Raw genomic sequence first — 12,125 nt, 5'->3', positions numbered from 1 at the left:
CCTGCGCGACGCCGCCCGCGCTCGCGGTGGTCGCCGGGTCGGTGGGCTTCACGTCGGGGGCCTTGTCGAGGGCCTTCGGCGAGTGCGACGAGGTCGGGCCGCCGGGCGGCTCCTTGCCCGTCACCTGCTCGGCGCCCGCGCTGTCGAGGCGGCGTTCGATGGTGGCGATCTGCTCGGAGCAGGACGAGGCGAGGACAGGGCCGGCGGCGCCCAGCATGACGAGGGCGGCTGGCAAAACGAGGGTGATCCGCATGGGACAGGCTCTCCGGATGGGGGGCCGCCCTTGATGGGCAGCCTTTTCGGCAGGGTCGCGAGGGAAGCGCCCGCCGGCGACGGGAGTTCCGCCGGGTTGCCCCTCTCCCGCCATCCGGGTCTGCGGCTTTGCAGCGCGCCGCCGCCACGCCAATGGGGTGACGACACGATCTCATAACGAAGAACGGCGCGGATCTCGCGATCCGCGCCGTTCTTCCCATCGTGATGGAGGGGCCGGGGCGTCGCCGGCCCCCGCCTTACGGTCAGGCTACCAGGTCACCCGCACGCCGCCATAGGCCGAGAGCGGCTGCACCAGGGTGGTGGTGCGGGGATCGTTGATCACGAAGTTGCCCGCCACCGCGCCGGTCTCGGCGAACGTGCCGAAATTGGCGTAGCGGTTGTTGAACAGGTTGGTGACCAGGGCGAAGACCTGCACGTTCTCCGAGACTTGGACGCTCGTGTTCAGGTTGGCGGTGAAGTAGGCCGGGAGCTTGCGGTTGATGTTCGACTCGTCGCCCCGGTAGTAGGACGAGGAGAAGGCCTGCATGTTCATGCCGAAGGTCCAGATCGGCGTGATCATGTAGTTGAAGCCGGCCTTGAACTGGTGGTTCGGCACCAGCGGTACGTTGTTGCCACGCCGCACGTTGATCAGCCCGTCGTCGGCGAGCGGGTTGTTGGGCGAGGAGAGTTCGCCGTTGAACTGGAAGGTCGCGTCGATCAGCGCGTAGTTGGCGTAGAGGCTGAGGGTCTTGGTCGCGTACTCGCCCGAGACCTCGATGCCCTGGCGCTGGGTGGCGGGCACGTTGACGAAGTATCCGCGCGCGGCGTTGCCCGGCACCGCGACCTGCAGGATGTCGTTGCGCAGGTCGGTGCGGAAGGCGCCCAGCTTGTAGCTCAGCAGGCCGTCCTCGTAGAAGTTCGGCACGCTGCCGCGGAAGCCCACCTCGTAGGTCTGGCCGGTGACCTGCTTGAGCGGCGGATCCGCCACGAGGGAGTTCGGCAGCAGGCAGGGGCGGTCGGGGTTGGCGCAGGCGAGTTCGAGGGGCGTCGGCGCGCGGTTGGATTCCGAGTAGCCGCCGTAGAGGTTGAGCCAGGGGAAGAAGCGGTAGGTGGCGCCCACCACCGGGTTGACCTTGGTGAAGTAGTGCGTGCCGGTCACGTCCGGCGAGAAGCCGGTCTGGTCTTGCGTCGAGATGCGGGCGAAGTTCAGCCGGGCGCCGGCGGTGAGCGAGAGAGCGTCGGTGACGTCGAAGGTGTCGAGCGCGTAGAGGCCCATGTAGAGGTTGGAGCCCGTGACGTTGCTCGGCGCGATGCCGAGTGCCGCCGCCGTGCGGATCGCCTCGGTGCCGAGCCCCGGGATCGTGCCGTAGTTCGGGTTGAACGGGTTGGTGCTGACGGTGAGGTCGGGGTTGATCACGCCGAGCGTGCTCGAGGACTTGTAGGTGTAGTTGGCCGCATCGATGCTGCCGCCGACCACGAAGTTGTTGGTGTGGCCGAAGACCTGGTCGCGGTTCGTCGCCTGGAGCGTGCCGCCGTACCCGGTCGCCTCCGTGCGAATGGTGTCGAGGGTTCCGTAGGGCACGCCGGTGGTGAACGGGATGCGCTGTCCCTGGCGGCCCAGAATCGTGAACTGGTTGCGAAAGGCGAGGTCGGTCTGGCCCGGGGCGCGGCTGAAGCCGTCATCCTCGAAGCAGAGGAAGCCGCGATTGCTGGAGCGCGCGCTGCACTGCTCGAAATTGCCGTCGTTGCCGTCGACGGTGAACTGGCTCAGGCGCCGCACGTAGGCATTGCCCTGGAGGTCCCAGGTGGGCGAGACCGCGACCTTGCCGGTGACCTGGATCTGGCCCTGCTCGGTGGCGATGGTCTGGGGCGAGGTGAAGATCGCCCGCTCGTTCACGTGGGTGAAGTCGACCGGGGTGGCGGCCGCCGCGCCGAAGAAGGTCTTGGCGCCCGAGGCGATGATGTGAAATTCGGAATCCAGGGTCTTGTGGCCGAGGTCGGCATAGACGCGCCCGATCTCGGAGGGCGACCTGATGCGCCAGCCTTCGTCGCGCAGGCCCTCGCCGGCGAAGTAGAAGCTCCAGGGGCCGACGACCTCGCCGTATTGCAGCGAACCGAGGATGCGCCCGTTGGAGCCGCCGCTGACGGTGATCTCCTTGCCCTGCCAGGTGAAGCCGTTCTTCATCTCGATGTTGACCGCACCGCCAAGGGCGTTGAGGCCGAAGACCGGGTTGCCGGTGACGATGTCGATCCGGTTGATCGCCACCGAGGGGATCAGGTCCCAGTTCACCACGTCGCCGAAGGCTTCGTTGATGCGCACGCCGTTCTGGTAGACGGCGAGGCCCTGCGGCGCGCCCTGGAGCGGCGAGGCGTCGAAGCCGCGATAGGTCAGGGTCTGGCGGAAGCCGTTGCCCTGCCCGTCCGACAGGTTCACGCCCGGCGTCTTGCGCGCCAGGGTGAAGGTCGGGTCGAGGGTCGCGCGATCCTGCGCGAAGTCGGCCGCCGTCACGGTCTCGACGGTGTTGGGGATCTTGTAGAGCGACTGCCCGCCGCCGCCGCCCGAGGCGCCCACCGGCGTGGTCGCGACCACGTCGAGTTCCGCCAGCGTCACCGATTGCTGGGCGCCCGCCGCGCCCTGCGCGTGGACCGCACCCGGCAGCAGCGCCACCGACAGCAGCAGGCTGCCCCGCAGTGTCCGCTTCGTCATCCCCGACCCCTCACAACGTCTTCGTGTCTCTGCCCCTTGGCCGGGGCTTCGCGCACAGTCTTGTGAGGAGACGGGGGCCAGGACAATCGCGCGCCGGGGCGATTCAACGCTTTTGCGCGGACAAGCCCGGTGTTCGTCGTGTTGCGTGGCGCTGCGGCCACATTTTTGCGTCTGATTTCAACGCTTTAGGGAGCTTCCAGCAAGTCGCCCGGGATAAAGTGGCAATGCCGGACCGCATGGCCGGCATTGCGCGGGGCGACGCCTTCCTAGAGGCGCGCCTGGATCTTTCGGGCGATCTCGCCGAGGCGCTGCTCCAGCAGGGTGGGCACCTCGCAGACATAGGTCAGCGACTGGCTGCGCTCCTGGAAGATGCGCCGGTCCCAGGTGAACTTGGTCTCCAGTTCCGAGGCGTCCTTCGGGATGTCGCGGGCGTCCTGCGCGCTCGGGGCATCCTTGGTGGCGCTGATCTGGTCGGCCTCGTCGCGGATGCGCTCGGCCATGCGGCGCTGGCCCTGCGCGTAGCGGCCGATGCCGGAGATGACCTTGTTGCGCTCGCCGTTGATGACCTCGAACACGCCGGAGAAGACGCGGGTGAGTCGCTTCTCCTTGTCGGCGCCCGCCTTCGCCACGAAGTCGTCGAGGAGCGGATCGACCTCGGGTAGCGCGGTGCGGCGTGAGGCGATCTTCTGGGCGAGCGCCGCGGCCTCGAAATCGTCGCCCCACGGACCGGCGGCCTCGAGGTCCGGCCCGGTCCAGACCGAGCCGGGGCTGAGCGTCGAGACCTTGCGCTGGACGCAGGGCCAGTCGGGATCGCCCTTCGGCTGGGCGAGGACCGGACCGGCGCCGAGGCCGAGGAGTGCGATGCCCGCGAGGGCGCGGGTCGGGGTGATCAGGCGAAAAAACATCAGGAATTGTCTCCGGCCGGGCCGCCGCGCCGGGCCATGATGCCACGGCCGGGATCGTAGGCGACGACGGCGAGGGTGAAGAAGGCGAGCGTGGTGCCCACGACGACCGCGCAGGCGATCGGCTCGAACTGCCCGTAGAGGGCAAATCGCACGAGCTGCACCGCGTGGGAGAAGGGGTTTGCTTGGCAGATCCAGTACAGGGTTTCGGAGGATTCGCGGATGCGCCAGAGCGGGTAGAGCGCCGAGGAGGCGAAGAACATCGGGAAGATCACGAAGTTCATCACGCTGGCGAAGTTCTCCAGCTGCTTGACCATCGAGGACAGTAGCAGGCCGATGGCGCCGAGCATCAACCCGGAGGCGATGAAGGCCGGTAGAGCCGCGACGTAGCCGATGGCCGGGATGTCTAGTTCCCAGAACCAGGCGATGCACAGGAACGCGTAGGCCTGCACCACCGAGACGGTGACGCCCGCAATCAGCTTGGCGAGCAGCAGCAGCCAGCGCGGATAGGGGCTGGTGAGCAGCACCTTCATCGAGCCGACCTCGCGGTCGTAGACCATCGAGAGCGAGGATTGCATGCCGTTGAAGAGCTGGATCATCACGGCGAGGCCGGGCACCACGTAGACCTCGTAGAGCACGTAGGTCTGGTAGGGCGGCTCGATGGAGACGCCCAGCGTGTTGCGAAAGCCCGCCGCGAAAATGAACAGCCAGACGAGGGGCCGCACCAGGGCCGAGAAGAAGCGCTCCTTCTGGTTGAAGAAGCGCAGGAGCTCGCGCCGCACGATGCCGCCGAGGCAGATCAGGTAGCCGACCGTGTCGAGGCGCCCGAGATGGGGCACCGGCGCTTCCGCCGGGGCGGCCGCGATCGGGCGTGTGATTGTGCTCATGGTGATCGATTCTGTGGGCGTCTTCATGCGGCCTGCCGCGCGGGTTCGGCGACGAGGCGCCGGAAGGCGGCTTCCAGGGTCTCGTCGCCCTGCGCGATCGAGCCGGCGGTGCCGCGCGCCACGATGCGGCCGCGGTGCAGCACGACGGCATCGTCGCCCGCGTCGATCTCCTCGAAGATGTGGGTGGCCCAGAGCACCGACAATCCCTCTTCGCGCACCAGGGCGCGCACGATGGCGACGATGTCGGCGCGCGATTCGAGGTCGAGGCCCACGGTGGGCTCGTCGAGGAGGAGGAGGCGGGGCTCGTGCACCAGGGAGCGGGCGATCTCGATGCGCCGGGACTGGCCGCCCGAGAGGGTGCGCACCTTGTCGTCGCGCCGGTCGCTCAACCCCACGCGGGCGAGCAGCACGGCGATCCGCGCCTTGGCGACCTTGCGGGTGATGCCGTGCAGGCTGGCGTGGTAGAGAAGGTTCTGCTCCACGGTGAGATCGGTATCCAGCGTTCGGGCCTGGAACACCACGCCGAGGCGCGCCAGCGCCCGGCTCGGCTCTCGGTCGAGGGCGTGGCCGAGGATCGAGACCCGTCCGTCCTGGTTCGAATAGAGCCGGGTGATCACCGAGAACAGGGTGGTCTTGCCGGCGCCGTTCGGTCCGAGCAGGGCGGTGAAGCGCCCCCGCGCCACGCTGAGCGAGACGTCCGACAGCGCGGCCCGCGTGCCGAAGCGATGGCTGACATTCGCGACCTCGAGGGCGGCGCCGCTGCCGAGGCCCGCACTCATGGCTTCAACGCCCGCTTGGCGTCGCCGACCGCGTCGAGGCACTCGCCGAACTCGCCCTCGCCCAGTTCGCGCTCGGCCACCCGAAGGGCCTTCTTCAACTTCGGGAGCAGCGCTTCCGGGGCCGGTCTGGCGAGTTCGGCCTTGATCATGGCGATGCCCTCGATGCAGGCGCCCCTGTCGTCCGCGAAGGCGGGCGCCGTCGTCAGCAATGCGGCAAGCGTGAGGGAGGTGAGGCGCATCGAACCGCTCCTACTTCACGATGAACTTGCCGGTCATGCCCCTGGTTTCGAGGCCATGGACGGACCAGGGATACTCGCCGGGCTTGATCGTCACGAACTCGATGGCGATCTCGCCCGGATCGTCGAACTCGAAATGGTCCGGCGGGCCGCTGCCGTGGATCTCCAGGTGCTGGATCACGATCTGGTTGAACCAGATGTTGCGGAAGAACTCGGTGGCGTAGAACTTGTACTCCTGCCGCCCCTTGGCGACGATGCGCAGCCGGTAGGCCTTGCCGGATTCGAGTTCGATCTCCCGGTTCTCGACCACGAAATCGTTGCCCTCCTCATTGCCGAGCACGAGGTCCGGCAGGTTGGCGCGCTTCTTCGTCAGGTCGAGGGCGAGCGTCGGCCCGGCGGCGAGCAGGGCCGCCAGACTCAGCGCGGTGAGCCGCATCGTCCGCTTCATGTCGTCATCCTCCCGTTCGCCGCCTTGTGGCGGTCGCCCTGTCGCAGCCCCGGCGCACGGTCGGGGCTGCGTTCGAAACTCAGTTTGGCGAGATCGCGACGCCCCAGGGCAGCAGTCCGACCGGGATGCTCTTCACCACCTTCTCGGCCGCCACGTCCACCACCGAGATGTCGTTGGAGGAGCCGTTGGTGGAGAACAGCAGCTTCTGGTCCGGCGTGAAGGCGAGCTGCCAGACGCGCTGGCCCACGGGCAGGTACTTCTCCACGGCGTAGGATTTCGCGTCGATCACCGCGATGCGGTTGGCCGGCCCCAGCGCCACGAAGGCCTTGGTGCCGTCCTTGGTGATGCGGATGCCGACGGGCTGGATCGCCTCGTCGTTCACGCTCGGGATCTTGAAGGTGATCTTCTTGATCACGCGGCGCGCGGCGACATCGATGATGCTGACCGTGCCGCCGACCTCGGCCGAGACCCAGAGGTACTTCCCGTCCGCCGTGAACTCGGCAAAGCGCGGGCGCGCGTCGACGAGCACGTTGTCGATCACCGCGAAGGTCGTGGTGTCGATGAAGTGGGCCATGTTGGTGGTCTCGGAGGTGTTCACCAAGACCTTGCCGTCCGGCGACAGGCCCATGCCCTCGGGCTCGACGCCCACCGGCACCTCGGCCATGACCTTGTTCTTCTCGACGTCGATGACCGTGACCTGGCTGTCGTCCTCGTTGGCCACGTAGAGCAGGTTGCCCTGGGGGCCGAGGATGAACTGCTCCGGGTCGGGGCCGGAGCGGAGCGAGCGCACGACCTTGCCGGTGGCGGTATCGAGCACGTCGATGCGGTCGTCGTCGCTGGCGCAGACGAAGAGTTCCTTGCCATCCTTGCTGGTGGTGACGCCGCGCGGGCGCCGGCCGACCTTCCAGGTGCCGGTGACGGCCATCGTCTCGGTGTCGATGACGCTGACCGAATTGCCCTTCTCGTTGGTGACGTAGACCGTGTAGGCCCGCGCCGGGGCGATGCCGGCGAGCGCGGTGCCGACGAGCATCGCCAGCCCGAGCAGTGCCGGACCCGGCACCGTTGCGGACGCGCCTGCCCTGAAGCCGTGGCTCATGGGGTTCCTCCTCGGGACCATCGCTGTTTCGCGCGCGATAGATGGCTCGTGCGCGATTGATTGGGCGTTACTATAGTGCAGCCCCGTCTCACGGGGAGCGCGCGACTGCAAGCGGGGCGGATACCTGTTGCCGCAGGGGCGCCCGGTTCCCTTCGCGGCGCGAGCGGGGTCAGTCGGCGAACTTGCAGGCGGTCTCCGGCAGGTCGATGCCGAGGGTGTCGAGGGGCGTGCGCTGGTGGGTGAAGCCCTGCTCGGGTGCCACCGAGACCAGGGCCTTGGGCTGCACCACGATGAGAGGCTGGCGCAGCTGGTGGTCCCAGGGGCGGTAGGTCAGCGAGACGCCCTTGTAGGCGGGCAGGCTGAAGGCCGGATCGGCGAAGTAGGGGGTGAGCACCGCCGGGTCGGCGGTCTTGCGCTGCGTGGCCGCCTCGCCCACCGAGCGCACCGCCGCCCAGGCCTGGTAATCGAGGGGCCGCATCAGCCGGCCGGCTTGGCGCCGGAACCGGTTTTGTGCCTGCGCCGCGCCCCAGGTCTCCAGCATCGGGTGCCACGTGGTGGCGATCAGCCCCTGCGTTCCGGCCACGGGCCGCGGGTCGACGGTGCGGAAGGGGACGTAGTCGCCCCAATCGCCGGCCTCGTCGGCCACCACCGCGATGTCGTAGTCGAGCCCCCGGGTGAAGACCATCGCCTCGGAGCGGGTGGGGGTGTCGCCGCGCGCTTTCGCGAGCGGCCCGAAGGTCCAGGCCTTCTCGGCGTTGAGTTTCAGGGCGAATTTTTTCGCCGAATTCCTGAACGCGTCCGCGTAGAGCCGGTCGTTCTCCTGCGGCCCGACGATGAGGAACATCTTGCGCCAGCGCATCAGGGTGAAGAACTGCGCCAGCGCGTCCGTCTGCATCGCCCGGCTGGGCACGACGTGGAACACGTTGCGCCGGCAATCGGCCCCGCGCAGGCGGTCGTCGGGGGCGGCGATGTTGAAGACCGTGACGCCCTGCCCCTTCACCGCATCCGCGACGGCGAGCAGTTCGGCCGCTGGCAGCGCCACGATGAGGTAGCGGATGCCCCGCCCCGCCAGGTCGCCCGCCGCCGCCACGGCGGTCTTCTCCGCGTCGAGGGCGATCTCGTCCAGCACGTAGGTCTGCTTGGTGAAGCGGCCGGTGTTGTTGTTGTCCTTGATCGCCATCCGGGCGCCGGCGACGCCCTCGTCCTCGGGCACGGCCTCCGCGTCGTACGAGGAGGGTGCGGGCTCCGGCCGGTAGATCAGCCCGATATGCGTCTCGCTCGGGGGAATCGCGGTGGACGCCGGCGCGGTGTCCTGGGCCGAGGCCGCGCGAAGACCAGGACCGCAGAGCCCGAGGCTGAGGGCGAGAAGGGCGAAGAGGAAGCGTGCGGGGATGGGCATGTGGGAGTGAGGCTAACAACATTGCGGAGCCGCGCTCAATCGCGGAGTGATAAGGGGTTCCTAAGGGCGCCGCTGAAACCCGGGCCTGTCTCGCACCACGCACTGTGATTTGCGCGCGGCGCGGTTTCCGGGCAGATCTCGCCGGCCTGCGGATCTCACCGATCCGGGGGAGCCCGTGGGATCGTGAGACCCGCTGGTGCGTTCCCATGGTCCCATTCGTTTCAGGCCTCCTGCGTCTCAGGCCTCCTGCGGAGATCTCTTCCCATGGCCCCGTCTCCGGTCCGCTCCCGTCTCGGGTTCGCCTTCGCCGCCGCGCTCGCCGCGAGCGCCCTCGCCGGGCCGGCTCGGGCCGCTCCGGAGAAGGCCGCGATCTTCGGCATCGAACTCCTCGACCCCGGCGTGGTCGGCGGGCGCAAGGCCCGGCCGGACGAGGTCCGGCGCCTCGGCCTCGTCACCGACGAGTTGCGCAAGGCGCTAGGCGACACCGTCGAGGCCGTGGATGTGGCCCCCCAGGCCGCCGAGATCGCCAAGCAGGCGCCGCTCTACAAGTGCGACGGCTGCGCGGCCGCCATCGCCAAGACTCTCGGGGCTGAGTTGGCGGTGAGCGGCTTCGTCGAGAAGGGCTCCAACCAGATCTTCAACCTCACCGTCACCATCGCGGAGGCCGGCACCGGCAAGCTCATCCGGGGCGGCCGCGTGGTGATCCGGGCCGACACAGACGACACCTGGGCCCACGCCATGCGCTGGGTGGTGAAGAACCGCCTCCTCGCCGAACCCCTGCCGAACCGGTCCTGACGGCGGGGCGTTAGGCGAGCGGGGATATCCCTGACCGCGTGCATACTCTAGGCCGAGGCTCCACAGGCCAGACGGCCGTAACCGATCCGAACTTGCCCCGGCCGCGCCACCCCAGGCGCGGCGCTTTCCGACCCGGGCGTCGTAGAAGGTCTCCCCGAGACCCGGAACAACCGAAATCCGCGCTGATGTCCGTGCCTCGCGTTGCCCCACCCTTCGACACCGCCGCCAGCGCTCCGCGCCTGTTGGTCAGCGTGCGCGATGCCGCCGAGGCGGGTGTCGCCGCCGAGGCCGGCGCCGACCTCGTCGATGCCAAGGACCCCGCGCGCGGGGCGCTCGGCGCCCTGGACCCGGATCTCGTCCGCGCCATCGCGGCGCGGGTGGAGGGCCGCGCGCTGACCAGCGCGGTGGCGGGCGAGGCGGAGGCCGTGGCCGCGCTGGTGCCCTCCATCCGGGCCCTGTCCGGAACGGGGGTCGGATTCGTGAAGGTGGCCGTGCGGGCCGCCTGGTCGGCCGATGACCTCGCGCGCGTGGCGGACGCCGCGCCCGGGCGCCTGATCGCCGTCCTGTTCGCCGAGGCGGGCGGCGCCGTCGACCTCGTTGCGCGCCTCGCCGAGGCCGGCTTCCTCGGGGCCATGATCGACACCGCCGGCAAGGACGGCCGCCGGCTGACCGATCACCTGTCGCTGCCGGTGCTCGGCGCGTTCACCGAGGCCTGCCGGGCGCATGGCCTGGTCTCGGGCCTTGCCGGTTCGCTGGCACTCTCCGACATCGCTTCGCTGGCGCCCCTCCGCGCGGATTACCTCGGCTTTCGCGGCGGCCTCTGCCACGGGAGCGACCGCACGCGCGGCCTCGATCCCACCCGCGTGGCGGAGGCGGTGCGCAGCTTGCGTGCCCGTCCGGCCAAGCCGGCGCGGGACGCCGCCTGATGCGGGCGCCCCTCGCCGCCAGCGTGGTGAAGGTCGGCGGCAGCCTCGTCGCCGAGCCCGGCCGCCTGCAGGCGCTGCTCACGCGGCTCGTGGCAGGCGGCATGGGTCCGTCCATCGTCGTTCCCGGCGGTGGCCCCTTCGCCGAGGCGGTGCGCACCACGCAGGCTTCGCTCGGCTTTTCCGATGCCCTCGCCCACCGCCTCGCCCTCGACGCCATGGGCCGCATGGCCGAGATTCTTGGTGCGCTGGAGCCTCGGCTCGATGTGGCCGAAGATGAGGCCGCGATCGCGAAAAGCCTCGCGGCGGGACGCATCCCGGTCTGGGACCCGGCCGGCCTGAAGGATGGGCACCCGGACATCGCGGAGACCTGGGACGTCACCGCCGACAGCCTCGCGCTCTGGCTGGCCACCACCCTCGGCGCCCCGGTCTGCCGCCTGGTGAAATCCGCCGACGCCCCAGCGGGTGCGACCTGGCTGGACCTTGCCCGGACCGGCCTCGTCGATGCGGCCTTCCCGGCTTTCGCGGCACGCTATTCCGGCCGCATTGAGATCCTCGGCCCCGGCGCGGACCTGGCGAGGGCCGCCGCGTGAGCGCCCCAGAGCACCTCGTCTTCATCACCGGCCGCATGGCCAAGGCGCGCCTGGAGAAGGTCGCGGCCAGCCTGCCGCCGGAGCGCTTTGCCTGGAGCATCGCGGATGCGGGCGTGAAGGTCGCCGCCCTGATGACGGAGGAGATCATCCGCCGCCGGGTGACGATCCCGGAGGGCGCCACCCGCATCGTCTTGCCGGGGCGCTGCCGGGCCAACCCAGAGGCACTCGCCCGGCATTTCGGCCTGCCGGTGGAGCGCGGCCCTGACGAGATCGTCGACCTGCCGGCCTATCTCGGGCTCGCCGGCCGGACGGTGGACCTCTCGCGCCACGACCTGCGCATCTTCTCGGAGATCGTCGACGCCTCGAAGATGACGCCCGACCAGATCCTGGCCAAGGGCCTCGATCTTGCCCGGCGCGGCGCCGATGTGATCGACCTCGGCGGCCTGCCGGACACGGATTTTCCGCATCTGGAGGACTGCGTGCGCCTCCTGAAGGGCGCCGGGCTCAAGGTCAGCGTCGATTCGTTCTCCCTCGACGAGCTGACCCGCGGAGCCAGGGCCAGCGCCGACTTCCTGCTCAGTCTCAACGAGCAGACCCTGGACCTGGCCTTCGAGACCGACGCCGTCCCGGTGCTGGTGCCGGTGCGCCCCGACGACCTGCCCTCCCTCGACCGCGCCATCGAGCGCATGGAAAAGGCGGGCCGTCCCTACATGGCCGATCCGATCCTGGAGCCGATCCATTTCGGCTTCGTCGAATCGATCACCCGCTATCACGAGATCCGGCGGCGCTGGCCCGGCATCGAGATGATGATGGGCACCGGCAACCTCACCGAGCTCACCGAGGCGGACAGCCTCGGGGTCACCGCGCTCCTGGTGGGCATGTGCTCGGAGCTCGCCGTCCGCAACGTGCTCATCGTCCAGGTCTCCAACCACACCCGCCGCACCGTGGAGGAGCACGACGCCGCCCGCCGGGTGATGTTCGCGGCCAAAGCCGATTCCGCCCTGCCCAAGGGCTATGGGCGCTCCCTTCTGGCACTGCACGACAAGCGCCCCTATGTGCAGACCCCGGACGAGATCGCGGCGCAGGCGGCCGAGGTGAAGGACCCGAA

At 69.4% G+C, this 12,125-nt stretch carries 13 protein-coding genes; 4 read left to right on the top strand and 9 right to left on the bottom strand.

Annotation, left to right across the window (positions count from 1 at the left end; genetic code table 11):
* The 9 genes from JWQ05_RS12520 to JWQ05_RS12480 all read right to left on the bottom strand — a co-directional run.
* On the bottom strand, positions 1–253 hold a 253-nt coding region (locus tag JWQ05_RS12520), incomplete at its 3' end, for a hypothetical protein (RefSeq protein WP_299658773.1).
* A 267-nt stretch (positions 254–520) separates the two neighbouring features.
* On the bottom strand, positions 521–2,959 hold the full coding sequence (locus JWQ05_RS12515) for a TonB-dependent receptor (protein WP_299658772.1): 2,439 nt from the start codon (positions 2,957–2,959) through the stop codon (positions 521–523).
* A gap of 266 nt (positions 2,960–3,225) precedes the next feature.
* The gene (locus JWQ05_RS12510; RefSeq protein ID WP_299658771.1) at positions 3,226–3,864 is read right to left on the bottom strand and encodes a hypothetical protein; all 639 of its coding nucleotides are present in this window, start codon (positions 3,862–3,864) and stop codon (positions 3,226–3,228) included.
* Positions 3,864–4,748, bottom strand: coding sequence for an ABC transporter permease (locus JWQ05_RS12505; protein WP_299658770.1), 885 nt, complete (start codon positions 4,746–4,748; stop codon positions 3,864–3,866). The genes JWQ05_RS12510 and JWQ05_RS12505 overlap by 1 nt, the downstream gene beginning before the upstream one ends.
* 23 nt (positions 4,749–4,771) lie before the next feature.
* Positions 4,772–5,527: an ABC transporter ATP-binding protein gene (locus JWQ05_RS12500; protein WP_299658769.1), complete on the bottom strand. Its 756-nt coding sequence runs from the start codon at positions 5,525–5,527 to the stop codon at positions 4,772–4,774.
* Positions 5,524–5,766, bottom strand: coding sequence for a hypothetical protein (locus tag JWQ05_RS12495; RefSeq protein ID WP_299658768.1), 243 nt, complete (start codon positions 5,764–5,766; stop codon positions 5,524–5,526). The genes JWQ05_RS12500 and JWQ05_RS12495 overlap by 4 nt, the downstream gene beginning before the upstream one ends.
* Before the next feature lie 10 nt (positions 5,767–5,776).
* Positions 5,777–6,199, bottom strand: coding sequence for a hypothetical protein (locus JWQ05_RS12490; RefSeq protein WP_299658775.1), 423 nt, complete (start codon positions 6,197–6,199; stop codon positions 5,777–5,779).
* A 91-nt stretch (positions 6,200–6,290) separates the two neighbouring features.
* Entirely contained in the window at positions 6,291–7,241 is a 951-nt protein-coding gene (locus JWQ05_RS12485) for a YVTN family beta-propeller repeat protein (RefSeq protein ID WP_299658774.1), read from the bottom strand.
* A 235-nt stretch (positions 7,242–7,476) separates the two neighbouring features.
* Positions 7,477–8,706 (bottom strand): ABC transporter substrate-binding protein, encoded by a 1,230-nt coding sequence (locus tag JWQ05_RS12480; RefSeq protein WP_299658767.1) that lies wholly within the window; start codon positions 8,704–8,706, stop codon positions 7,477–7,479.
* Positions 8,707–8,970: 264 nt separating this feature from the next.
* On the opposite strand from JWQ05_RS12480, the gene JWQ05_RS12475 reads away from it, so the two are divergent.
* The 4 genes from JWQ05_RS12475 to JWQ05_RS12460 form a co-directional block, all read left to right on the top strand.
* Positions 8,971–9,501, top strand: coding sequence for a DUF3280 domain-containing protein (locus JWQ05_RS12475; protein WP_299658766.1), 531 nt, complete (start codon positions 8,971–8,973; stop codon positions 9,499–9,501).
* Between the two features lie 185 nt (positions 9,502–9,686).
* Entirely contained in the window at positions 9,687–10,427 is a 741-nt protein-coding gene (locus JWQ05_RS12470) for a (5-formylfuran-3-yl)methyl phosphate synthase (protein WP_299658765.1), read from the top strand.
* A complete protein-coding gene (locus JWQ05_RS12465; RefSeq protein ID WP_299658764.1) occupies positions 10,427–11,017 on the top strand; it encodes a uridylate kinase in 591 nt (196 codons plus the stop codon). Before JWQ05_RS12470 ends, JWQ05_RS12465 begins: the two co-directional genes overlap by 1 nt.
* On the top strand, positions 11,014–12,125 hold a 1,112-nt coding region (locus JWQ05_RS12460), incomplete at its 3' end, for a DUF6513 domain-containing protein (protein ID WP_299658763.1). The genes JWQ05_RS12465 and JWQ05_RS12460, both read left to right, overlap by 4 nt.

This window comes from Methylobacterium sp. (assembly GCF_028290105.1).
In the GTDB taxonomy this organism is placed as follows: Bacteria; Pseudomonadota; Alphaproteobacteria; order Rhizobiales; family Beijerinckiaceae; genus Methylobacterium.
Note: the sequence above shows the minus strand (reverse complement) of the source record. Positions and strands in the feature narration are given on the sequence as shown.

Bases quoted from the DNA above. Each gene is read 5' to 3' on its own strand.
- JWQ05_RS12465 (WP_299658764.1), top strand. From the start codon at position 10,427: ATGCGGGCGCCCCTCGCCGCCAGCGTGGTGAAGGTCGGCGGCAGCCTC.
- JWQ05_RS12475 (WP_299658766.1), top strand. From the start codon at position 8,971: ATGGCCCCGTCTCCGGTCCGCTCCCGTCTCGGGTTCGCCTTCGCCGCC.
- JWQ05_RS12490 (WP_299658775.1), bottom strand. From the start codon at position 6,199: ATGCGGCTCACCGCGCTGAGTCTGGCGGCCCTGCTCGCCGCCGGGCCG.
- JWQ05_RS12515 (WP_299658772.1), bottom strand. From the start codon at position 2,959: ATGACGAAGCGGACACTGCGGGGCAGCCTGCTGCTGTCGGTGGCGCTG.
- JWQ05_RS12510 (WP_299658771.1), bottom strand. From the start codon at position 3,864: ATGTTTTTTCGCCTGATCACCCCGACCCGCGCCCTCGCGGGCATCGCA.
- JWQ05_RS12470 (WP_299658765.1), top strand. From the start codon at position 9,687: ATGTCCGTGCCTCGCGTTGCCCCACCCTTCGACACCGCCGCCAGCGCT.
- JWQ05_RS12505 (WP_299658770.1), bottom strand. From the start codon at position 4,748: ATGAGCACAATCACACGCCCGATCGCGGCCGCCCCGGCGGAAGCGCCG.
- JWQ05_RS12485 (WP_299658774.1), bottom strand. From the start codon at position 7,241: ATGCTCGTCGGCACCGCGCTCGCCGGCATCGCCCCGGCGCGGGCCTAC.
- JWQ05_RS12495 (WP_299658768.1), bottom strand. From the start codon at position 5,766: ATGCGCCTCACCTCCCTCACGCTTGCCGCATTGCTGACGACGGCGCCC.
- JWQ05_RS12500 (WP_299658769.1), bottom strand. From the start codon at position 5,527: ATGAGTGCGGGCCTCGGCAGCGGCGCCGCCCTCGAGGTCGCGAATGTC.
- JWQ05_RS12480 (WP_299658767.1), bottom strand. From the start codon at position 8,706: ATGCCCATCCCCGCACGCTTCCTCTTCGCCCTTCTCGCCCTCAGCCTC.